This is a genomic window from Hydrogenophaga sp. GW823-FHT04C09, from assembly GCF_058796355.1.
Window position 1 is genome coordinate 24,362 of sequence record NZ_JBXAIO010000012.1, and the last position, 20,901, is coordinate 45,262.

The 20,901-nt window shown below is 65.1% G+C and carries 21 protein-coding genes; 16 read left to right on the plus strand and 5 right to left on the minus strand.

Annotation, left to right across the window (positions count from 1 at the left end; all coding sequences use genetic code 11):
- Positions 1-48 precede the first annotated feature (48 nt).
- Complete coding sequence (locus AC1Q9M_RS24200; protein WP_492436164.1) at positions 49-645, minus strand: recombinase family protein; 597 nt, start codon at positions 643-645, stop codon at positions 49-51.
- 314 nt (positions 646-959) lie between these two features.
- On the opposite strand from AC1Q9M_RS24200, the gene AC1Q9M_RS24205 reads away from it, so the two are divergent.
- The 6 genes from AC1Q9M_RS24205 to AC1Q9M_RS24230 all read left to right on the plus strand — a co-directional run bounded on the left by AC1Q9M_RS24205 (position 960) and on the right by AC1Q9M_RS24230 (position 6,882).
- Positions 960-1,328 (plus strand): helix-turn-helix domain-containing protein, encoded by a 369-nt coding sequence (locus AC1Q9M_RS24205; RefSeq protein WP_492436166.1) that lies wholly within the window; start codon positions 960-962, stop codon positions 1,326-1,328.
- 2 nt (positions 1,329-1,330) lie between these two features.
- A complete protein-coding gene (locus AC1Q9M_RS24210; protein WP_492436168.1) occupies positions 1,331-1,933 on the plus strand; it encodes an ImmA/IrrE family metallo-endopeptidase in 603 nt (200 codons plus the stop codon).
- A 930-nt stretch (positions 1,934-2,863) separates the two neighbouring features.
- Positions 2,864-3,784 carry a hypothetical protein gene (locus tag AC1Q9M_RS24215; RefSeq protein ID WP_492436170.1) on the plus strand — a complete coding sequence of 307 codons (921 nt, stop codon included), beginning with the start codon at positions 2,864-2,866 and terminating at the stop codon, positions 3,782-3,784.
- Between the two features lie 7 nt (positions 3,785-3,791).
- Positions 3,792-5,159: a phosphoribosyltransferase-like protein gene (locus AC1Q9M_RS24220; RefSeq protein WP_492436172.1), complete on the plus strand. Its 1,368-nt coding sequence runs from the start codon at positions 3,792-3,794 to the stop codon at positions 5,157-5,159.
- A 275-nt stretch (positions 5,160-5,434) separates the two neighbouring features.
- Complete coding sequence (locus AC1Q9M_RS24225) at positions 5,435-5,836, plus strand: hypothetical protein (RefSeq protein WP_382322959.1); 402 nt, start codon at positions 5,435-5,437, stop codon at positions 5,834-5,836.
- A 401-nt stretch (positions 5,837-6,237) separates the two neighbouring features.
- A complete protein-coding gene (locus tag AC1Q9M_RS24230) occupies positions 6,238-6,882 on the plus strand; it encodes an N-acetyltransferase (protein WP_382322960.1) in 645 nt (214 codons plus the stop codon).
- 7 nt (positions 6,883-6,889) lie between these two features.
- Here the strand turns inward: AC1Q9M_RS24230 and AC1Q9M_RS24235 are convergent, their stop codons facing one another.
- Positions 6,890-7,807 carry a LysR family transcriptional regulator gene (locus AC1Q9M_RS24235; RefSeq protein WP_382162638.1) on the minus strand — a complete coding sequence of 306 codons (918 nt, stop codon included), beginning with the start codon at positions 7,805-7,807 and terminating at the stop codon, positions 6,890-6,892.
- A 107-nt stretch (positions 7,808-7,914) separates the two neighbouring features.
- Here AC1Q9M_RS24235 and AC1Q9M_RS24240 point away from each other — a divergent pair, with 107 nt between their 5' ends.
- The 4 genes from AC1Q9M_RS24240 to AC1Q9M_RS24255 all read left to right on the plus strand — a co-directional run bounded on the left by AC1Q9M_RS24240 (position 7,915) and on the right by AC1Q9M_RS24255 (position 11,043).
- Positions 7,915-8,898, plus strand: coding sequence for a TRAP transporter substrate-binding protein (locus AC1Q9M_RS24240; protein ID WP_382163770.1), 984 nt, complete (start codon positions 7,915-7,917; stop codon positions 8,896-8,898).
- Positions 8,899-8,969: 71 nt separating this feature from the next.
- Positions 8,970-9,485, plus strand: coding sequence for a TRAP transporter small permease (locus AC1Q9M_RS24245; protein WP_382162635.1), 516 nt, complete (start codon positions 8,970-8,972; stop codon positions 9,483-9,485).
- 23 nt (positions 9,486-9,508) lie between these two features.
- Entirely contained in the window at positions 9,509-10,792 is a 1,284-nt protein-coding gene (locus tag AC1Q9M_RS24250; protein WP_382322962.1) for a TRAP transporter large permease, read from the plus strand.
- Positions 10,792-11,043 carry a hypothetical protein gene (locus AC1Q9M_RS24255; protein ID WP_382162628.1) on the plus strand — a complete coding sequence of 84 codons (252 nt, stop codon included), beginning with the start codon at positions 10,792-10,794 and terminating at the stop codon, positions 11,041-11,043. Before AC1Q9M_RS24250 ends, AC1Q9M_RS24255 begins: the two co-directional genes overlap by 1 nt.
- A 15-nt stretch (positions 11,044-11,058) precedes the next feature.
- Here AC1Q9M_RS24255 and AC1Q9M_RS24260 read toward each other — a convergent pair whose 3' ends face one another.
- Complete coding sequence (locus AC1Q9M_RS24260) at positions 11,059-11,541, minus strand: hypothetical protein (protein ID WP_382162625.1); 483 nt, start codon at positions 11,539-11,541, stop codon at positions 11,059-11,061.
- Positions 11,538-13,616 (minus strand): ATP-dependent helicase, encoded by a 2,079-nt coding sequence (locus AC1Q9M_RS24265; RefSeq protein ID WP_444688105.1) that lies wholly within the window; start codon positions 13,614-13,616, stop codon positions 11,538-11,540. Before AC1Q9M_RS24265 ends, AC1Q9M_RS24260 begins: the two co-directional genes overlap by 4 nt.
- A gap of 102 nt (positions 13,617-13,718) precedes the next feature.
- Between AC1Q9M_RS24265 and AC1Q9M_RS24270 the strand changes: the two genes are divergently transcribed.
- From AC1Q9M_RS24270 to AC1Q9M_RS24285, 4 genes are all read left to right on the plus strand, one after another.
- Positions 13,719-14,681 (plus strand): AEC family transporter, encoded by a 963-nt coding sequence (locus tag AC1Q9M_RS24270; RefSeq protein WP_382162620.1) that lies wholly within the window; start codon positions 13,719-13,721, stop codon positions 14,679-14,681.
- 133 nt (positions 14,682-14,814) lie between these two features.
- Entirely contained in the window at positions 14,815-16,959 is a 2,145-nt protein-coding gene (gene katG / locus AC1Q9M_RS24275) for a catalase/peroxidase HPI (protein WP_492436177.1), read from the plus strand.
- A 197-nt stretch (positions 16,960-17,156) separates the two neighbouring features.
- Positions 17,157-17,882 carry a hypothetical protein gene (locus tag AC1Q9M_RS24280; protein WP_492436179.1) on the plus strand — a complete coding sequence of 242 codons (726 nt, stop codon included), beginning with the start codon at positions 17,157-17,159 and terminating at the stop codon, positions 17,880-17,882.
- Positions 17,883-17,891: 9 nt separating this feature from the next.
- Positions 17,892-18,827 (plus strand): type III secretion system chaperone family protein, encoded by a 936-nt coding sequence (locus AC1Q9M_RS24285; protein WP_492436181.1) that lies wholly within the window; start codon positions 17,892-17,894, stop codon positions 18,825-18,827.
- Positions 18,828-18,834: 7 nt separating this feature from the next.
- Here the strand turns inward: AC1Q9M_RS24285 and AC1Q9M_RS24290 are convergent, their stop codons facing one another.
- On the minus strand, positions 18,835-19,800 hold the full coding sequence (locus AC1Q9M_RS24290) for an MBL fold metallo-hydrolase (RefSeq protein ID WP_382327590.1): 966 nt from the start codon (positions 19,798-19,800) through the stop codon (positions 18,835-18,837).
- 140 nt (positions 19,801-19,940) lie between these two features.
- On the opposite strand from AC1Q9M_RS24290, the gene AC1Q9M_RS24295 reads away from it, so the two are divergent.
- Positions 19,941-20,444 (plus strand): GAF domain-containing protein, encoded by a 504-nt coding sequence (locus tag AC1Q9M_RS24295; RefSeq protein ID WP_291117651.1) that lies wholly within the window; start codon positions 19,941-19,943, stop codon positions 20,442-20,444.
- Positions 20,441-20,848 carry a response regulator gene (locus tag AC1Q9M_RS24300; protein WP_492436184.1) on the plus strand — a complete coding sequence of 136 codons (408 nt, stop codon included), beginning with the start codon at positions 20,441-20,443 and terminating at the stop codon, positions 20,846-20,848. The genes AC1Q9M_RS24295 and AC1Q9M_RS24300 overlap by 4 nt, the downstream gene beginning before the upstream one ends.
- Positions 20,849-20,901 lie beyond the last annotated feature (53 nt).

Consider the following 20,901-nt stretch of genomic DNA (forward strand, 5'->3'; position numbering starts at 1 on the left):
TCCAGCATCAAATCCCGATCTCATTTTGTAAGACCTAAGTATTCAAAATCAACTATATGACACCGCGTTGGTTTGGGCGTCTCTAGCCCGCATGACGGTCTGGCGGCTAGTGCCAAGGGCACGGGCTACGGCAGCCACGGAATCGCCCTGTGAGAGCATTTTCAGGGCTTCAGCCGCCATACCCTCATCCAAGCTGCGCGGGCGTCCTATGGCGGCTCCTGAGGCTTTGGCACGGGCCATACCCACCTGCGTGCGTTCAATCAGCAAGTCGCGCTCAAACTCAGCGACAGCCGCAATCACGCCCATCGTCATTTTTCCGGCAGGACTGGTTAGGTCCATCCCTCCAAGCGCGAGGCAATGCACACGGACGCCAGCAACGCCAAGGGCCTCAACGGTGGCCCGCACATCCATGGCATTGCGTCCCAATCTGTCCAGCTTGGTGACAACCAAAATGTCCCCTGCTTCGAGCCGATCCATGAGACGGGAAAACCCGGGGCGCTCAGAGGCCATTACCGACCCAGAAACGGTCTCCGCAATGATCCTCTGAGGGGCGACCTTGAAACCGGCCTGCGTGATCTCCTGGGCTTGATTCTCGGTGTTCTGGTCAATAGTGCTGACGCGGCAGTAAGCAAAGACTCGACTCATGTGCACATCCTTTGTGTCCAAAATGGATGTACGAATCATCAGACATGTCCATAACTATGTCAAGCTACCTTATGGACATGCCATGCAGAGGTGTCCTTAATCGGTCGGTTTTGAACAGGGGGCGAAGCTCACGAACATGATGCGCGGGCCTGAAATTTTCAAGAAAGCGACAAGCATCGCTTTTCAAAAAAATACTTTACTTTTTAGAAAAGTTCGTTACCATGAAGTCTGCCGGGCAAAGGACACTGCGAACACCATGAATCCCATACACAGCCTCAACGTCAACCACATTCCCCCGGCAGTAGGAGAAAGTAATGAAACTCACGCCTTTCGGAGAGGCAGCCAGGGTACTTCGGATGAAGTACGGGCTGTCGCTTAAACAAATGGCTGAAGCAATGAACATCAGCTCGCCGTACTTGAGCTCAATAGAGTTCGGTGAGAAGCGGCTGGCGCAAAAACATATCGACGCTGCCGCTGCCTTTTTTAAAGACAAGGTCTCGCCGGAGCAGCTCAACGAACTGCTCTCCGCTGCTGAGCGTTCCAAGCAAATCATCGACACCAGTGATCTTTCGACTACCGAGCGAGGCTTTGTCGCAGCCTTTGCTCGCAAGCTTCAGGAGGGGAGCACGCCCACCCCAGAGATCATGAACTGGCTCAACAACCGCTCAAAGAATCAGGACTGAGAATGACCACGATAGTGAAAGACGGCGTCTTCAGAAGCCCGAGCGGCTTGAAGGTCAAGGGCCAAAGCTACGCAAAGCTTGAGACCACGGCGGACATGCTTCGCCCCGGGCTTCCCCTTGTCGCTGGGGAGCGCTTCAAGCTCGACTGCGTTTCGATCTTTGAACGGTCACTCCCTGCGGCAGGCTACGCTTACCGCACCGTCGAGGTTGACGAGGTCGATGAATGTGCCGCTTTCACTATCCCAGCACAAAAAGTCGTTGTTCTCCGCGAGGACGTGTACGACAAGCTTCATGGCAACCAAGCATATGGCCGCAGCACCGTGGTTCATGAGCTGAGTCATATTGCACTTCAGCACCACGTGACGCTATTCCGTGGCGGAGCGTTAGGACAACATGCGTTTTATGAGGATTCAGAGTGGCAGGCTAAAGCACTTACGGCCGCAATCATGATGCCTCTGGAAGCAGCTCGCGCCGCAAGATCGCCATCACATCTCGCGGAGATGTGCGGTACTAGCGAAGAGTCGGCACGCTACAGAATCCAAACTTTGGTAAGGCTGAAGCTACTTCAGCCCAGCCACACACTGTGGGAGTACGGCACCGCATAAAAAAGCCCAAGAGTGCGCTAACACTCTCAGGCTCCTTTGGTCAGGTGAATCAGGGTCGAACCGAGCTTCCCAAACCAGTCAGCAACGACCTCGTGAGTTTAGATGGTCTCTGGATTGTGGGCAAGTAAAACAACCCTGCAACGTGTCGTGAAAGGTCTAAGATGACTACAAACGAGAACGCTGCCGGCGGACGATGGGTTTACTGCCGTTCCATTCGCAAGAATGGACGAGTGATCTATCCAAAGAAGGGGCAATTCTTCAAATTCTGGGTCAAGGATTAATCCGTAGTCTGGAAAGCTAGCTGCCCGGGCTACGCCCGGTGGCCTACTAGTGTCACTAGTGGGCAACTCACAAAAGCCCCGCCAGCGCGGGGCTTTTTTTGGGCTGTATATTAACACAGTGTTTGTGCGCATGCAAGAAGAATACGGGGGTACGGGGGGCGATCAAGAGCTGACGAATCGAACGAGAGCTCTCAAATATGCAACCCAAATTCTGCTACAGGCTTCCCTGTGCCGGGAGGTCTCTGCCGTCCTACGCGGGATGAGAGGCGGGCTACAGGAGCGTCAGAGAAGAATAGTTGTGAACTGCGTCATACGGCCGTGCTTGACGTGTCTTCGTAGTCAAGTCATACTCCTCGACATCCGACAGACGTGGATCGCAAGATGCGACCAGGACGTTTGGAGCAGTAGCGCGTGATTCATCACGTTCGGATAGTGTGGTTGTCTTCTGCGCCAACTTCTTCTCTTGAGCGCCCCTCGGCCAAGAGTGACTGAAAGAGGCTAGCCCCCGTGGATCTAAGACAGGTCACCGTAAGGTGGGGCGCGTGAAGGGTGTCTGCCCTTTCGCAGTGTTGCCGCCGGGCACATTGTGCATACTCCGGAAACTAGTTCACCTCAAGCTACTTTGCTTGAGGTGATCGTACTTATGGGGATGCAAGTGCAGACGCTTACAAAATTTGAAGTCGCGGCCATAGCCCGCGCTGTGCAAGAGCACGCCGCACAACGAGGCGCACGGATCCTTGGCGCTCAGTTGGGAATACTCATTAGTGTTCAAATTCGTCCGCGCTCGCTGCGCGAGCTTGGCGGGTTGCGTGCGATTGCAGATACATACCTCCGAGATGTGGTGGCACTGAGTGCAAACCAAACTAGCTCGGACGTCGCTTTTGAGATCAGAGCAGAACCCACGCCGGTTCTCAGCCCAGCGCCTAACAACGGAGCGCGAGAGGTGGCAGGTCAAGAGCTTTGGAAACTATTTTCGAATCCGAAGCTAGTCTCCAGGCTCGTCGCGGTCACTGGTGGCGCTATCTACACGCTAGGAACTGCGGCTCCGCTGCCTGACGGCGGCAGACAGCTAGACCGTCCCACTATCGATCAATATCGAGAGTTGGCCAAGCAGTTTGCGGAGAAGCAGGACGAAACGACACGCGCTCTTCTCAGTGTGGCGCTTTCCGAGTCAGGGGACTTCTACACACCTTGGATCGCGGCTCTTCGACGCCTTGGCACAGTCGATTCCAATCTGCTACGTGCATGGGAGTCTTTCCGCAGTGAGTATGTAGCGAGCCTATTACGCAAAGAGCTGCTGCAAAGCGGCATCGATGAATCACGCGCCGCCGAAATCGTGCTGGTTGCCCGGCCTACAGCTGCCCAGAAGGTCTTAAAGGCCGCCCAGGTAGGAAGCTCGACGCGTGCTGCCTCCACGACCTCTCGCCGCATGGAGCATCGGTTGACAGAGGCTGATTCCCTAAGGAATCTCATTCACGAAGCAGTTGACCTTATGTCCCTGGCGGAGCTTCGGGAAATTCGCATACCTGCCGGACTTCTACAAGACGCAGCTCGTACCAGCGTCCGTTGACAGCGAGATGCGGCCGCTGGTTGTAGTCTGTGAAGCGTCAAAGGCACAAGCGGTACGCGCTGTGCTTGCGACGTTCTGCCACCCTGCTGTTCTTGAGCAGTTTGTTCTGCTGTTGCCGATCGACGTTGAGCACGCCGGCCAGTTCGATGCTGAGCGAAACACGCTGGTGGATTGGATTCGAGTGCCGAAGCCGGGCGCGACGGAGCACCCGCTCGTTTGCTTCACGCACACTGCTGCCCGACCCATGCGGCTTCGGCCATTGGCAACTGCCTTCAATTTGGAGCAGCTACCAAAGTCAATCGCAGACCTTGAGAAGCTGTCCTCTGGAAGCGGCGGGCCACCGCCGCTAGAGCGGATCCTCAACCAATGTGGGCTTTCTTTGAGATCGGCTAGCGCAAAGCTCCTCAGCCATTGGGGTCATGCCCAGGTCGACCGTCGCAAGGTAGATGCGTGGATTGAACAATTTTGCCGATTGGGCCCTTACAAGTGGGTAGCGGAAAGCATTCTCGGCTACACCCGAATGATTGAGCAAGCTGCGCTCGGCAACATGCTCAACACGCTTGAGGGCGCTGATGGTGCAGCCCTTTGCGTGAATCGTGACCCGCGGGGAGGATCGAAGAGTGGTGAGATTGTTGCAAACCTGCTTGGTAAGCGATATGACGGAACGGTGATTCACCCGTCTCCCGCTGAGGCAATTGAGATTGGGGGGGCGAGCCGAGTAGTCGTCTACGAAGACGGTTTGTGGTCGGGGACTGAAGCTGTTGGCATAGTTGAAAGCCTTCTCGGCCTTCGAGCCACCAGTGGAAGGATTAAGACTACTCCTCTCAAAGACCCAAGCACATTACATTCTGTCGACCTCACACTGGCCTATGGCATAGGAACCGATTACGGGAGAGCCCTGCTCCGTCGCTTTTTGGACCAACGTGGTCTGACGAATGTTCATGTTTGGACGAAGGAAACCGTCGAGGTTGCTACGCCAAGTCTCTTGGCTAGATTGCAGGGCACAGACGCGGCAGGATTCGCCGACTTGCTCAGCAATGGCCCAGAGCCAGGCGAGCTCAGCCCCCATGTTTTCACCGCTCTAGTGCGTAGCGGCCGTCCGGCGAACGCAGTGGATGACGCCCGGGCTTTTATTGCTGACGTTGGGCGGCAACTGCTCGACCACTATCTAGAGCATATGCGGCAAGTGAGAGGCTGGGGGCCTTGGGCAGAGGTGAAGCGCCAGCGTGCAAGTCTCGGGATGCACGGACTGGGACTTACCCATGCTTTTGGACACTCGATTCCCAAGGCCACTCTGCCTCTTTTGTGGGGTGGAGGAGAGATTGTGTATGGCCGGCGCAATGTGCAATGGGAGCCGCTGTTCCCGAACGCGTAGGTCACGTAGAAACCTAGCGCAGTTGGTTAATGACCTGCTCGGATCGTTGTTTGACATAGTACATGCGGTTGGTACACTGCAGCCCTAAATTTTTTGAAAAATTCCAACAAAATCAATGAGATAGGGCGGCGCTAGGCGTGTCGGTGGTTCGATTCCGCCCCAGGCCACCAAATCTCGCAAAAGCCCATCCCTCGCGATGGGCTTTTTCATTTCCGGGCTCGGCCTTTCCACGCGATCGGCTCGAAGCCAGCGCCCATTCCCCTTCTGGAGATCCGATGCCTGTTGTGACCCCGGCGCTTGCGCGCGATGACGACCTGTTGAGCCGCTTCACCCAAGGCCTCGTGACCCGCACGCTGGCGCATGTGGCCGATGAGGCCCGGCTGGATGGCGAAAGCCTGAAGAACGCGGTGGACCGGTACGAGATCGATTACGCCTGGCACGTGCTCGGCTCCGAGCGGCTGCGGGAGGCGGTGCTCTGCGCAGTGGAAGCGCGGCTCGGTCACCCGGCCGACGCAGGGCAGCAGGCGGCCGTGCGCGACCTGCTGCAGGCCGCCGCCGCCGCGCAGCCCAGCGATGCGCTCATGAGCTTCGACAACGATGTGCCGGCGCACCTGAGCCAGTTGCTGGTCGGTGTGCCCGATGTGCCTGTCGCGGCGGCCGCCGCGGAAACTGCCTGAACGCAATACCGCACCTCCCGCGTGCGGTATGGGTGCGCCACTAACATCCCCGCGTTGACAACCACCAGTCGTCCAGCGGAGCGTTTGTTTCTTCATGTCGGGTGTGCCTCTTCACACAAGCCCGCGCCATCTCGATGATGGCGTGGGTCTGCGCGCGCCCGTTCTTCATCGCCGATGCCCTCGTCGGCCGCGCCGCCATGCCCGTGGGCCCCTGGCCGCACATTCGTTTCGCGTTGACCTGAGCGTGACAGGTCAACGCCTCCGGCGCATCGAGGCCCGCGGCTAGCCCGCGGTCCGAGTCCACCCCCCTCCACGCACCTGCCGCCCGGCCTTCTTCGCCAAGGCCGTTCCATGCCCGCGCTCGCGCGCGGCCGTGCCTGCACGTCTGGAGTTTTCCGTCCATGGTTCTCACCCTTTCGCCTCCGCCTTCCTGGTCGTTCGCGCCACCCGCGTGGTGGCGCCGGTGCACGGAGCTGCGCATCGACGTGGAGCGCCCCAGCCAGCCCATGGAGGACGCCTTCGGTTCGATCTACGACCGCATCCACCAGCCCGGTGATCGCCTGCATGGCATTCCCGCCATCCCGCTGAACGACCCGGACCTCGTGGTGCGCTACCGCGAGGCCGATGGCGAGTTCTATGTGTATGTGGAAGACGTCCGGCACCGCCGGCTGGCGGGCTACACGGTGTTCAACCGCCTCATCGAAGTCAACCGCGCGGCCGACCGCGTGGTGCGCGCGCCCCATTCCAGCTACGGTGAGGCCTACCAGCGGCGCGGCCTGGCGAGCGCCATCTACCGCTGGGGTCTGGGCGCGGGCCTGTGCCTGGTGACCGGCGCGCGCCAGTCGCCGGGTGCGCACGCGCTGTGGCGTTCGCTGGCGCGCGACCATGAGCTGGGCTGCGTGCGCCTGCAGGACAAGACCCTGACCTACCTCGGGCCGGAGGTGGCGCCCGAGGTGATGGACGAGCTGCACACGCGCATGTTGTTGCTTGGCAGCGGCTGGACGCTGGCGCGCTTCGCCGCCGCCACCGGCATGCGAGGGGTCTGAGCGGGTCTCAGCGCAGAGCGGGCGGGCGCCGCTTCTTCCACGAGCGCGACGCCTCGGCCGCGATGTCGATGAAGTTCTTCACCGCCGGGTTGCGGTCCTGCGTGCGGTAGAGCAGGCCCATGCGAACGATCGGGCTGGGCTCCTTCGGCACCACGTAGGCCACGCCCGGGCGCTGCAGCTGCGAGAGCGAGGACGGAATGAGCGAGATGCACAGGCCGGTGGACACGATGGAGATGATGGTCTGCATCTGGCGCGCGTACTGCACGATCTCGGGCGTGAAGCCGGCGCGCGCGCAGTAGTCCTGCACCGCGTCGTACAGGCCGGGCGCCATCGGGCGGCCGAACAGCACGAAGGGCTGGTGCTTGAAGAGCTTCATGCTGGGGCTTTTCATGTGCGCCTCCTTCATGCTGTCGGGCAGGGCCAGCACCAGGCGCTCGTCGAACAGCGGCTGGAACGACAGGCCGGGCTCGTTGATCGGCCCGGGCGCGATGCCGATGTCGATCTTGTTGGTCTTGAGGTTGGGCACCTGCATGTCCAGCGTCTCTTCCGACAGGTGCAGCTCGATGCCGGGGTAGCGCTCGCGGCAGAGCTTGAGGGCCTGGGGCAGCATGGTGACGTTGGCGATGGACACGAAGCCCACCGCCAGCGAGCCGGTGTCGCCGCGCGCGCTGCGCTGGGCCAGGATGCGCGCGTGCTCCAGCCGAGCGAGCACGGCGCGCACCTCCACGTAGTAGGTCTGCGAGGCCGGCGTCATGACCACGCCCCGGTTGGTGCGCTCGAACAGCTGCACGCCGAGTTCTTCCTCCAGCGCCTTGATCTGCACCGAGAGCGGCGGCTGGCTGATGTGCAGGCGCTCGGCCGCGCGCATGAAGTTCAGCTCTTCGGCGACGGCGATGAAATAGCGGAGTTGCCGGATGTCAGGCATACGAAAATCATATAACAGAGGCCTGCAAACGGTATTGGCTCGAATGCCGGCATCTCAATACAGTGGCGACCGCCATACCCGGCATACAACGATCGGAGACAAACATGATGTCCATTTCCCGCCGCGCCGGCCTGCTGGCCGTGGGCGCCGCAGTCCTTGCCATCAGCACCGCTGCGCATGCCCAGACCCGCGAAGTCAAGATCGGCTACGCCCTGGCCCCGAACTCGCACTACGGTGCCGGCGCCAACGCCTGGGCCGCGTCGTTCGAGAAGGCCACGAACGGCCAGTTCAAGTTCCGTCAATTCCCCTCCAGCGCCCTGGGTGGCGAGCGCGAATTGCTCGAAGGCCTGCAGCTGGGCACCGTGGAAGCGGCCATCGTCTCCTCCGGCACGCTGAGCAACTTCGTGCCCGAAGTCGGTGTGACCGACATCCCTTTCCTGTTCCGCGACATCAACCACGCACGCAGCGTGCTCGACGGCCCGATCGGCCAGGACCTGCTGGGCAAGTTCAAGTCGCGCAACCTGGTCGCGCTGGCCTGGGGCGAGCAAGGTTTCCGCCACATCACCAACGGCAAGCACCCGATCACCAAGCCCGAAGACCTCAAGGGCCTGAAGATCCGCACGATGGAAAACCCGGTGCACATCACCGCCTTCCGCACGCTGGGCGCCGCGCCCACGCCCATGGCCTGGCCCGAAGTCACCGGCGCGCTGCAGCAGGGCACCATCGACGGCCAGGAGAACCCGATCTCGGTGATCGCCTCGGCCAAGCTCTCGGCGGTGCAGAAGCACCTGGCGCTCACGGGCCACGTGTATTCGCCGGCCATGCTGCTGGTCTCGCCCAAGTTCTGGGACTCGCTCAACGACAGTCAGAAGGCCGCCGTGACCGCGGGCGCCAAGGACGGCGCGAAGGCCATGCGCCAGTTCGTCGACGACATCGAGAAGAAGGGCGTGGACGAGCTGCGCGCCCAGGGCATGCAGATCACCGAGGTGCCCAACAAGGCGCCGTTCCAGCAGGCCCTCTCGCCCGCCTACCAGCAGTACGCCTCCAAGTACGGCAAAGAGCTGATCGACCGCATCGCCAACGCGAAGTGACCGTCTGACCCCGCACCGCCCGGCCCCGTGCCGGGTGGTGCGCTTGTGCACGCGCGCTGCAGGAAATCCCCATGATCGACCGATTCGAGAACGCCCTGGTGGCCGTCAACCGCTGGGTGCTGATCCTGCTGTTGGCGGCGATGTCCGTCATCGTGTTCGCCAACGTCGTGCTGCGCTACACCACCAACGACTCCATCGTCTGGGCCGAAGAGGTCGCGCGCCACCTCATGATCTGGGGCACCTTCCTCGGCGCCGGGCTGGTGCTGCGCTTCGGTGGGCACGTGGCCATCGACAACCTGCACCAGGCCGTGCCCACGCCGCTGGCGCGGGTGCTGCGCGCGCTCGTCGTGCTGCTGATCGCCGGTTTCTGCGTCTCGATGACGTATTTCTCCATTGTCTACACCAGCGTGATGCGGTTCCAGACCACGCCCGCCACCGGCATCTCGTTCGCCTGGATCTACGCAGCCTTGCCCGCGGGCTTCATCCTGATGCTGGTGCACCTGGCCTTTCTGGTGCGCCGCTACGTGATCGACGGCCGCTTCCACGAGTCGCCCGAGATGGACGCCGAGGCGGCCGCCTCGCTCTGAGCCCCTGACGCGGAACCCCCACCATGGTCATCACCCTGTTCGTCGCCGCCGTCGTGCTCATGCTGATCGGCGTGCCCGTGGCGTTCTCGCTCGCCATCGCCGCCGCCCTGGCCGTGGCCCTGGGCGGGCAGTACCCGCAGATCATCGTCTTCAAGGAAATGTTCACCGGCGTGGACAGCTTCCCGCTGATGGCGGTGCCCTTCTTCATCCTCGCGGCCGAGATCATGTCGGGCGGGGCGCTCACGCTGGTGCTGCTGCGCTTCGCCTCGCAGTTCGTCGGCCACCTGCGCGGCGGCCTGGGCTATGCCAACGTGCTGTCGCTCACCATCTTCTCGGGCATCTCGGGCTCGGCCCTGGCGGACGCCGCCGGCCCGGGCTCGATGATGGTGCGCATGATGGACAAGGCCGGCTACGACCGCGCCTACGCGGCCGCGCTGACCGCCAGCACCGCCATCGTGGGGCCCATCATCCCGCCCTCGATCATCATGATCATCTACGCGCTGCAGGACGAGCACGTCTCCGTCGGCGCGCTGTTCATCGCCGGTTTCATCCCCGGCCTGCTGATCGCGGCCGCCATGAGCTGGGTCAACTGGTGGGTCTGCCGCCGGCGCGACTTCCGCTCCGACGCCCCGCGCCCCACCGGCCGCGAGATGCTCATGAACACCATCAAGGCGGTGCCCGCGCTGTTCCTGGTGGTGATCATCCTGGTCGGCATCCGCTTCGGCGTCTTCACGCCCACCGAAGCCTCGGTGGTCGCGGTGTTCTACGCGCTGGTCTGCGGCAAGTGGGTCTACGGCACGCTCAAGTGGTCGGCGCTGCCCGGCATCGCGGCGCGCTCGGCCATGCTCACCGCCTCGGTGCTGTTCGTGGTGGCCGCTTCGTCGGCCTTCGCCTGGGTGCTCACCATCGAAGGCGTGCCGCAGGACCTGGCGCAGGCCATCATCGGCTGGGACCTCTCGCCCGTCACCTTCCTGATCGCGGTGAACATCCTGCTGCTGCTGTTCGGCATCTTCATGGAGCCGCTGCCCGGCGTCACCATCCTCGTGCCCATCCTGGCGCCGATCGCGGCCGCGCTGGGCATCGACCCGATCCACTTCGCGATGGTGGTCATCGTCAACCTCACGCTGGGCATGATCACGCCGCCCGTGGGCGGGTTGCTGTTCGTCACCTCGGTGGCGACCAAGGTGCCGCTCATGGCCCTCACGCGCGAGCTGCCGCCCTTCCTGTGGGCCCACCTCGTGGTGCTGTTGCTGCTCACCTTCGTGCCCGCGATCTCCACCTGGCTGCCGCACGCGCTGGGCTTCTGATGCGCCGCGCCGCCCGCCGCTCCAGCCCTGACGCGGCCGTCTCGCCCCAGGGCGAGATCACCGACGTGGTGCTCGATCGCGGGCTGTCGCTGCACTTCTTCGACGAGGGCGTGGCCGTGCTGTCCTCGCGCATCGAGTCCGGCGAGGGCTACGCGCAGTTCAACAAGCGCGACCTGCAGGTGCTGGTGGATTTTTTCCAGGCGCCGGAGAACCGGCACCTGCTGCAGCCGCCGGTCGACCCCCGGCCTTGACCTCGCAGGGGTGGCTCAGCGCCAGCCCGGCACCTTCTTCAGCACGAAGTTCATCGCCGGTTCGGCCGGTGTGCCGCGCCCCTGGGCCGAGCGGCGGATGCCGCGCAGTTCCTGGCCACAGCCCGAGGCGGTGACGTGGCCTTCCCACACCGCGTCCATGCTCACGCCGTCGGCCGACTCGTCGAGGTTGAACTCGCCGTCCATGACGTCCCCGGACACCACCGCCTGCCGGTCGTTGCCGGCGGTGCTGCGTTTCAGGCTGCCGCGCACGCTGTCCGGGTACTCCGGGTGGCGCTCGAACAGCAGCGCGCCGGTGGAGGCGGGCGCGGCCTCGCTGCCCCCCGCCTGCGGCCAGAGCACCAGCTGCCACAGGCCGTAGAGCTGGCTGGGCGCCATGTCGCCGGGTTGGCTGCAGACGGTCGGGGGTGTGGCCGGCGCTTGCGCATGGCCGGCGCCGGCCAGCAGCGCCCACGCGGCGGCGAGGCAGAGGTGTTTCATGAGGCGGGGTCGGCCGCCTTCTGGGCGGCCTGGTCGGTGGCGCGTTGCGCGAACTCGGCGCGCAGCGCGCGCAGTTTCTCGCGTGGGTCTTCCTTCACGGTGGCCTGGTCCAGCGCCATCTCCTTGATGAAGCGGCTGGCCTGCCCGGGCACGCTCTCGCGCCCCTTCTTGCGGCGTTTGAGCCAGCTCACCGCCAGCGTGCGCTGCGCGCGCGTGATGCCCACGTACATCAGGCGGCGCTCTTCCTGCAGGCGCTGCGCCATGTCGGCCGCCTGCGCGTCGCTCTGGCCGGGCTCCTCGTCCATCTTGAACGGCAGCAGGCCCTCGTTCACGCCGACCAGCATCACGTGCGGCCACTCCAGGCCCTTGGAGGCGTGCAGCGTCGAGAGCGTCACGACGTTCTGGTCCTGCTCGCGCTCGCTCAGCGTGGAGAGCAGGGCGATCGTCTGCACCACCTCGAGCAGGCTCTTGCGCTCGCTCTCGATCTTCACGCCGTCCTCTTCCTCCAGCTTGCCGCCGCAGCGCCCGGCCACCCAGTCGCAGAAGTCCATCACGTTGGTCCAGCGCGCGGCCGCCACCTTCTCGTTGTCCTCGCTGTCGTAGAGGTGCTTCTCGTAGTCGATGTCCTTGAGCCACTCGGTGAGGAAGGCGCGCCCGGCCTCGTGGCCCACGGTGTGGCGCGCGCGGTACTCTAGGTCGTTCACCGCGCGGCCGAACTCGTGCAGCGTGGCCACCGCGCGCGGGGGCAGGGCGGTGCCCAGCGAGTTGGCGAACAGCGCCTCGAACAGACTCAGCTTGTACTGCGTGGCGAAGGCCCCCAGCTGCTGCAGCGTGGTGTGGCCGATGCCGCGCTTGGGCGTGGTGGCCGAGCGCAGGAAGGCCGGGTCGTCGTTGTTGTTCACCAGCAGGCGCAGCCAGGCGCAGAGGTCGCGGATCTCGGCCTTGTCGAAGAAGCTCTGGCCGCCCGAGACCTTGTACGGCACCTGCGCGCGGCGCAGCGACTGCTCGAACGGGCGCGCCATGTGGTTGGCGCGGTAGAGGATGGCGAAGTCGCGCCACTCCTTGTGCTGCGAGCTCGCGCGCAGGCTCAGGATGCGCGCCACCGCGCGCTCGGCCTCGTGTTCCTCGTTGTCGGCATCGACCACGCGCACCGGCTCGCCCTCGCCCAGGTCGCTCCACAGCGTCTTGGGAAACAGCTTGGGGTTGGGGCCGATGACGTTGTTCGCCGCGCGAAGGATCGCGCTGGTGGAGCGGTAGTTCTGCTCCAGCTTGATGACCTTGAGCTCGGGGAAGTCGTGCGGCAGCTTCTTCAGGTTGTCCAGCGTGGCGCCGCGCCAGCCGTAGATGGACTGGTCGTCGTCGCCCACGGCGGTGAAGCGCGCCCGTTCGCCCACCAGCAGCTTGAGCAGCTCGTACTGCGTGGCGTTGGTGTCCTGGTACTCGTCCACCAGCACGTGGCCCATCTTCTTCTGCCAGCGCGCGCGCACGTCTTCGTGCTCGCGCAGCAGCTTGAGCGGCAGCGTGATGAGGTCGTCGAAGTCCACGCTCTGGAAGGCCACCAGGCGCTCTTCGTAGCGCGCCATGATGGTCGCCATCACGCGCTCGTTTTCGTCCTTGGCCTGAGCGAGGGCCTGTGCCGCGTTCATGCCCGCGCCCTTCCACGCGCTGATGCCCCACTGCCAGCCGCGCGCGGTGGCCGCGTCGGTGGTGCCGCCGCAGTCCTTGAGCAGGCTGGTGATGTCGTCGGTGTCGAGGATGGAGAACTGCTTCTTCAAGCCCAGCACCTCGCCGTCGTCGCGCAGCAGGCGCACGCCCAGCGCGTGGAAGGTGCAGATCAGCACCTTGCGCGCGTCGCGACCCACCAGCTGCGCCGCGCGCTCGCGCATTTCGGCGGCGGCCTTGTTGGTGAAGGTGATGGCGGCGATGCGGTCGGCCGCCAGGCCGGCCTGGATGAGCCGGCCGATCTTGTGCGTGATCACGCGCGTCTTGCCCGAGCCCGCGCCCGCGAGCACCAGGCAGGGCCCCGCCAGGTGGTTCACGGCTTCCAGTTGCGCGAGGTTCAGGCCGTGGGACATGGAGGGAGGCGGGCGGGCGTCGGGAAAGGCGGGAAAAGAGCGTTGGATCATACCGGGCGGGGTGTCGCGGGCCGCCCACGGGCGCCTGAGACAATCGGCCCCGTGCTGCACATCCTGCTGGTCACCTTCCCCTTCTTCGCGCTCGTGCTCGCCGGCTACGTGGCCGCGCGCCGGCGCATGCTGCCGCTGGAGGCCATTCCCGGGCTCAACGGTTTCGTGCTGTTCTTCGCGCTGCCCTGCATGCTGTACCGCTTCGGCTCCACCACACCGATCGCGCAGCTGCTCGACGGCTGGGTGGCCGGCCTGTACCTGCTGTGCGGTCTCATCGTGGTGGGCGCCACCATCGCCTTCACGCGCAACGCGCGCATCCGCTGGAACGACGCCTCCCTGGGCGCGCTGGTGGCGGCCTTTCCCAACTCGGGCTTCATGGGCGTGCCGCTGATCGTGGCCCTGCTCGGCGCGTCGGCGGCGGGCACCGTGATCCTCACCATGGTGGTGGACATGGTGATCACCAGCTCGCTGTGCATCGCGCTCTCGCGCCTGGACGAGGCGCAGGGCCAGGGCCGCTCGGCGGTGGCCGAGGCCACGCGCAAGGCGCTCAAGGGCGTGCTCACCAACCCCATGCCCTGGGCCATCGTGCTCGGCGGCCTGGCCTCGGCCTGGGCCTTCACCCTGCCCAAGCCGGTGGAGCAGACGGTGTGGCTGCTGGCCGATTCGGCCTCGCCCGTGGCGCTGTTCACCATTGGCGCGGTGCTGGCGCGCGCGCAGATGACGGCCAACCACCCCATGCCCCTGGCCGACTACCTGCCGGTGGCGCTGATGAAGCTCTTCGTGCACCCGCTGCTGGTGCTCGCCGTGGGCTGGCTGGCCATCCGCGCGGGTGCCCCACTGTCGTGGCCGACGCTGGTGGTGATGGTGCTGGTGGCCGCGCTGCCCAGCGCGAGCAACGTCTCGCTGCTGGCCGAGCGCTTCGGCGCCGACAACGGGCGCATCGCCCGCATCATCCTCGTGACCACGGCGGCCGCCTTCCTCACGTTCTCCGGGGCCGTGGCGCTGCTGACCTGAAGCTTTCGTGACGGGAGAATGAAGCTTCGATAGGCACTGCCTATGTCCTTCATCCAGGCTTTTGTTTTGACACCCTCGGGGTGGCTCTCTAAAGTGCGTTGGCTCATCCCCGCCAACCACAAAGGAGATCCCCATGTCAGAAGCCAAGTGTCCCTTCCACCACGGTTCCGGTGTCGGAACCAGCAACAAGGACTGGTGGCCGAACCAGTTGCGCATGGACGTGCTGAACCAGCACTCCGCCAAGTCCAACCCGCTGGGCGAATCGTTCGACTACGCGGCCGAATTCAAGAAGCTGGACTACAAGGCACTCAAGGCCGATCTGAACAAGCTGATGACCGACAGCCAGGACTGGTGGCCCGCCGACTTCGGCCACTACGGCCCGCAGTTCATCCGCATGGCCTGGCACTCGGCCGGCACCTACCGCACCACCGACGGCCGTGGCGGCGGCGGCCGTGGCCAGCAGCGCTTCGCGCCGCTCAACTCGTGGCCCGACAACGTCAACATCGACAAGTCGCGCCGCCTGCTGTGGCCGATCAAACAGAAATACGGCCAGCAGATTTCCTGGGCCGACCTCATGATCCTCGCGGGCAACGTGGCGCTGGAGTCCATGGGCTTTCGCACCTTCGGCTTCGCGGCGGGCCGTGAGGACGTGTGGGAACCCGATACCGACGTGAGCTGGGGCGCCGAGACCAAGTGGCTAGGCGATGACCAGCGCTTCGAGGGCGACCGTGTCCTGGTCAAGAGCCTGGGCGCGACGCACATGGGCCTGATCTATGTGAACCCCGAAGGCCCGAACGCCAGCGGCGACTACATGGCCGCGGCCAAGGACATCCGCGCCACCTTCTACCGCATGGCCATGGACGACGAGGAAATCGTCGCGCTGATCGCCGGTGGTCACACCTTCGGCAAGGCGCACGGCGCGGCGCCGGAATCGCACAAGGGCAAGGAACCCGAGGGCGGTTCGATCGAAGCGCAAGGCCTGGGCTGGACCAGCGACTTCGGCAGTGGACATGGCAAGGACACCGTCTCCAGCGGCCTGGAAGTGACCTGGACCACCACCCCCGCGCAATGGAGCAACAACTTCTTCGAGAACCTGTTCAAGTTCGAATGGGAAGAGGAGCGCAGCCCCGCGGGCGCCAGGCAGTGGGTCGCCAAGGACGCGCCGGAGATCATCCCCGATGCGCACGTGCCCGGTCTGAAGCACAAGCCCAAGATGCTCACCACCGACCTGACCATGCGCTTCGATCCCGAGTTCGGCAAGATCTCCCAGCGCTTCCTCAACGACCCGCAAGCCTTCGCCGAGGCCTTCGCCCGTGCCTGGTTCAAGCTGACGCACCGCGACATGGGACCCAAGGCGCGTTACCTTGGCCCTGAAGTGCCGAAGGAAGACCTGATCTGGCAGGACCCGCTGCCCGCGGCCACGCACAACCCCACGGCGGCGGACATCGCCGACCTCAAGGCCCGGATCGCGGCCTCGGACCTGTCGGTGAGCGAGCTGGTCTCGGTGGCCTGGGCTTCGGCCTCCACCTTCCGTGGTGGCGACAAGCGCGGTGGCGCCAACGGCGCGCGCCTGGCGCTCGCGCCGCAGAAGGACTGGGCGGTCAACCAGGTGGCGGTGAGGGCGCTGCCCAAGCTGGTGGAGATCCAGAAAGCCTCGGGCAAGGCCTCGCTGGCCGACGTGATCGTGCTGGCCGGTGGGGTCGGTGTCGAGCAGGCGGCCAAGGCCGCGGGGGTCGCCGTGGACGTGCCGTTCACGCCCGGGCGGGTCGATGCGCGGCAGGACCAGACCGACGTCGAATCCTTCGCCGTGCTGGAGCCCGAGGCCGATGGCTTCCGAAATTACAAGGCGGGCAAGAGCGCCGCGTCGACGGAAGCGCTGCTGGTCGACAAGGCGCAGCTGCTCACGCTGACGGCGCCCGAGATGACCGCGCTGGTGGGGGGCCTGCGCGTGCTCGGCGCCAACGCCGACGGCAGCCAGCACGGGGTGTTCACCGACCGGGTCGGCGCACTCACCAATGCCTTCTTCGTCAACCTGCTGAACATGAACACCGTGTGGACGCCGGTGGATGCCGAGGCCGAGGTGTTCGAAGGCAAGGACCGCCAGAGCGGCCAGCTGCGGTACACCGCCACCCGCAACGATCTGGTGTTCGGCTCCAACTCGGTGCTGCGCGCCTATGCCGAGGTGTACGCCAGCGCGGATGGCCAGTCGAAGTTCCTCAAGGACTTCGTGGCCGCCTGGACCAAGGTCATGAACCTGGACCGGTTCGACATCGCCTGATCGTTTCGTGCATCCGTCCAAGCCCCGGGATGCCGAATCCCGGGGCTTTTGTTTTGGGCATGGGCCGATGTCCCCGGCGGCGAGGCCCATGCTGTTGCTGCATCAACCAAACTTTCGATCATGGGGGCGCACTCATGCTGGACCCGTCGCGGTGCGATGGGGACGGGTGTTGTGTTCGTGTTGTGAGGATGTGGTTCATGGACGTGGTCGGGTTCAGCGCGAGGAGGGTCGCCCAGGTCGGGGTCGACCCCTTCAAAAAGGTGGAAAGCCCCAGGGGCATTGCGCTCAGCCCTGGCAACACCTGGGCATCGACGAAGGCCGGCTCTGGCCCCTTGCCGAGTTCTGATGAGGTTTCGGGCATTTCGATCTCCGCGCCGTCGCTGCGAGAGGACCCTCCCTCGGTGAGGGCGCGGGTGTTGGTGCACCAGGATGTCCAGGCCGTGAAAAGCCTGCCCACGTTTGCGCAAAGGCACCCGCTTCTGGCCAGGGTGTTCCGTGTTTTCACGGCCGTGCTGGCGTTTCCGCTGCTGCTGGCGTTGAACACGGTCGCGATTCCATTGGCGCATGCCGTGGCATGCGTCTCGAAGGAGTGGGGCGATGGGGGCCTGGCCCAGTCCTTGGGCAAAAGCCGGCTGGTGCGGGCGCTGTGGGGCGACGGTTTCGCCGACTGGCTGGCCACCGGCGACGGCAAGGTGCAGGGCGTGCTTGCGATGCTGTGCGTCTGCCTGCCGGTGTTGCTGGTGAAGTCCGCCGTGTTTTCCGTGCACGGCGCGTCGGGCCTGTTCGACAACCTGTCGAACGGATTTTCCGAACGCGCATGGGCGTGCCAGGCGGGGTCGATCTACGACACCTGGACGAAGGACCAGGGCGTGCTCGCGCCCAGCTACCGCTTCCGGTCCGGCACCTGGGTGCGTGCGCGGTAGGCCGGGTCGATGGCGCGCTCCGAGCTCGAACGGGTGCTGGCGCAGATGGGCGAACACCTCGGCCTGCGGGACGCGCACCGCCTGCAGGACGGCGGGCTGCTGGAGGTGGGCGGGCACGAGATGCTGTTGCATCACGACGCAGAAAATGCGCCACACCTGGTCCAGGCGCGCCTGAACCTGGGACCGGCCGACCCGCACCAGCGCGAATGGATCTGGCACCGGCTGCTGGTCAGCAACTTCGAATGGGCCTGCAGCGGCAGCCTGGGCTGGAGCCTGTCACCCGAGGGCGATCTGGCCATGCTCACCGCGCACCACCCCTTGGACACGCAGACCACGGGTGCCGAGCTGGCCGCCTGGCTGCGTGAGCTGCTGGTCTGCGCGCGGGCGCATTGGCAGGCCCTGCCGTCGCGGCAGGCCATGGCCGACCTCCAGGCCCTGGCTCCGCTGCGCCGCACCCGGCGGCCCGTGTCCACGCAGCCCGATGGCTGGGAGCCGCTGATCGACGCGCTCTGCGACCACGTGGGCATCGCCGAGCGCCATGCCTTGCGGCGTGGCGAGGGTAGCCTGCGGGTGGACGGCGTGGACATGCTGCTGCGGCACGACCCGTTGGTGCCCGGGCGTTTCCAGGTGAGCCTCGACCTGGGCATGGCGCCAATCGGCCCGCGTGAAAAGCTGTGGCAGGGCCTGCTGTGGAGCAACTTTCTGATGGGCGCGGGCGGCGATGTGCTGTTCAGCGTGCTCCCGCAGCGCGAGGCGGTGGTGATGACGCTGCAGCAGACCTTGCCGGTCGAACCGAGCGCGCAGGAGTTCTGCGATCTGCTGCATGCCCTGGCGGCACAAGGCCAAGGTGTCTGGGACACCCTGCGCGACACGGTCTCGCGGATGGAAACCGCCATGCCGGCAGGCCCGCCGGCCCAGGCGGGTCGACGCTTGAGCGCGCCTTGACGGTTGCCTACCGCTTCAAGGCCTCCTGCTCCAGCAGCAGGTAGGTGTTGTACGCGTTCATGCGGTTGGCCGGGCCGAACATGGGCATGGTCTCGAAGGCGGACCAGTCGGTCTTGTCGTAGGCCTCTTCGAACGGCACGAAGTTCTCCACCGCCTCGCCCATGCTCTGGCGCAGGTGCTTGAGGTAGTCGCGCGTGGTGCCGATGTCCTTCTTCGGGTCGGTGGACGCGGCGCCGTGCCCCGGCACGACCGCCTTGGCGTCGAAGGCCAGCAGGCGCTCCAGCGACAGGATCCACTGGCGGCTGTTGGCCTGGCCCACGAAGGGCAGGCGGCCGTTGAAGAACAGGTCGCCCGCGAACAGCACCTTTTCCGAAGGCACGAACACCGTGAGGTCTTCGGGCGTGTGGGAGGGCCCGACCGGCGTGAGCTCGAACACCACGCCACCGACCTTCAGGGCGGTGGGTCCGTCGATCCAGACGTCGGCCGGCACGATGCGGGTCTGCTCGTTGATCCAGGGCGCGAGGTCGGTGCGCGAGGCCTCCAGGCGCAGGCGCGCGGTGTCGGACTGGATGTACTCGCGCGACGCGCTGTGCGCGATGATCTTCGCCCCCAGCTGCTTGAAGTGCTGCAGGCCGTAGATGTGGTCGGCGTGGTAGTGGGTCAGGATCACGTGGGTGATCGGCTTGTCGGTCCGTTGGCGGATCGCCTGCGTGAGCCGCTCGGCCAGCCGGGGCGAGCCCAGCGCGTCCACCACCACCACGCCCTCGGGGGTGACCACGAAACCGGCGTTGCTGATGAAGTTCTGGTTCCTGGTCGAGCCCAGCTGGGTCAGGCCCTGCACGTAGTAGCTGTGGGGGCCGACCGCCTCCACGGTCATGGCCGGGCCGGTGTCGGCGGCGGGCTGGGCCTGGGCGGCGAAGGTGGCCAGGGCGATCAGGGGCGCAAGCCACCAGCGAAGGGAAAGTCGGGGCACGGGTCGTCTCCAGTAGTCTTGCCTGCTCTTATATCGCAATTTACTTATATTTGAGCGCGGTCGGCTTTGCGGGTCTCACGTTTTCGGGCCGACTGCCGATCTTCAAGGCGAGCCGGCGACATGACCGGCCAGGAGCCCGCATGATCAAGCCCCCTTTGCCGCACAACGAAGCGAAGCGCCTGAAGGCGCTGCGCGACCTGGTGATCCTGGACACGCCGCCCGAGGCGCGTTTCGACCGCATCTCGGCGTTCGCGGCGAAAGAGTTCAACGTGCCGATCGCGCTGGTGTCGCTGGTCGATCACGATCGCCAGTGGTTCAAGTCGTCCTTCGGCCTGGAGGACGTGCAGGAAACGCCGCGCGACATTTCCTTCTGTGGCCACGCGGTGGCGATGGCGAAGACGCTGATCGTGCCCGATGCGCTGGCCGATCCCCGCTTCGCCGACAACCCCATGGTGGTGGGCCAGCCCTATGTGCGCTTCTACGCCGGGGCGCTGCTGCGCCTGCCGTACGGGCAGGTGGTGGGCACGCTGTGCATCATGGACCGGCGCCCGCGCGACTTCGACAAACTGGACGAGGCCATCCTCAACGGCCTGCGCGACCTGGTGGTGGAGGAGCTGTTCCGGCGCGAGGAGGCCGTGTCGTGAGCGCCGCTGCGGGCCGGCCGCAGGTGCTGCTGATCGAGCCCGATGGCCTGGTGCGCGGCACCGTGGCCTCGGTGTGCCGCGAGCTGCAGCTGGTGCGGCTGCAGCAGGCGACCAGCATCGCCCAGGGCGAAAAATGGATGCAGAGCAACGTGGACCACGGCCTGCTGCTCTCGCTGGCCGAGCGCGACGCGGCGCTGGCGCTGCTCACGCGGCTGCGCGCGGGTGAACTGCGTTGCGAGGCCGACATTCCGGTGGCGGTGATGGTGGCCAGCGCCGACGCGGAGCTGGTGGTGCGCCTCAAGGAGCTGGACGTGCGCCGCCTGCTGCTGCAACCCTTTCGCCTGCGCGACGTGGTGCACACGCTGGAGCAGCTCTGGCCGATGCCGGAAATCCTCGTCGCCTGAAGAGGCGCCCTCCAGAACACCGCGGGTCCGGCTTCGCCGGCCCGCAGGTGTTG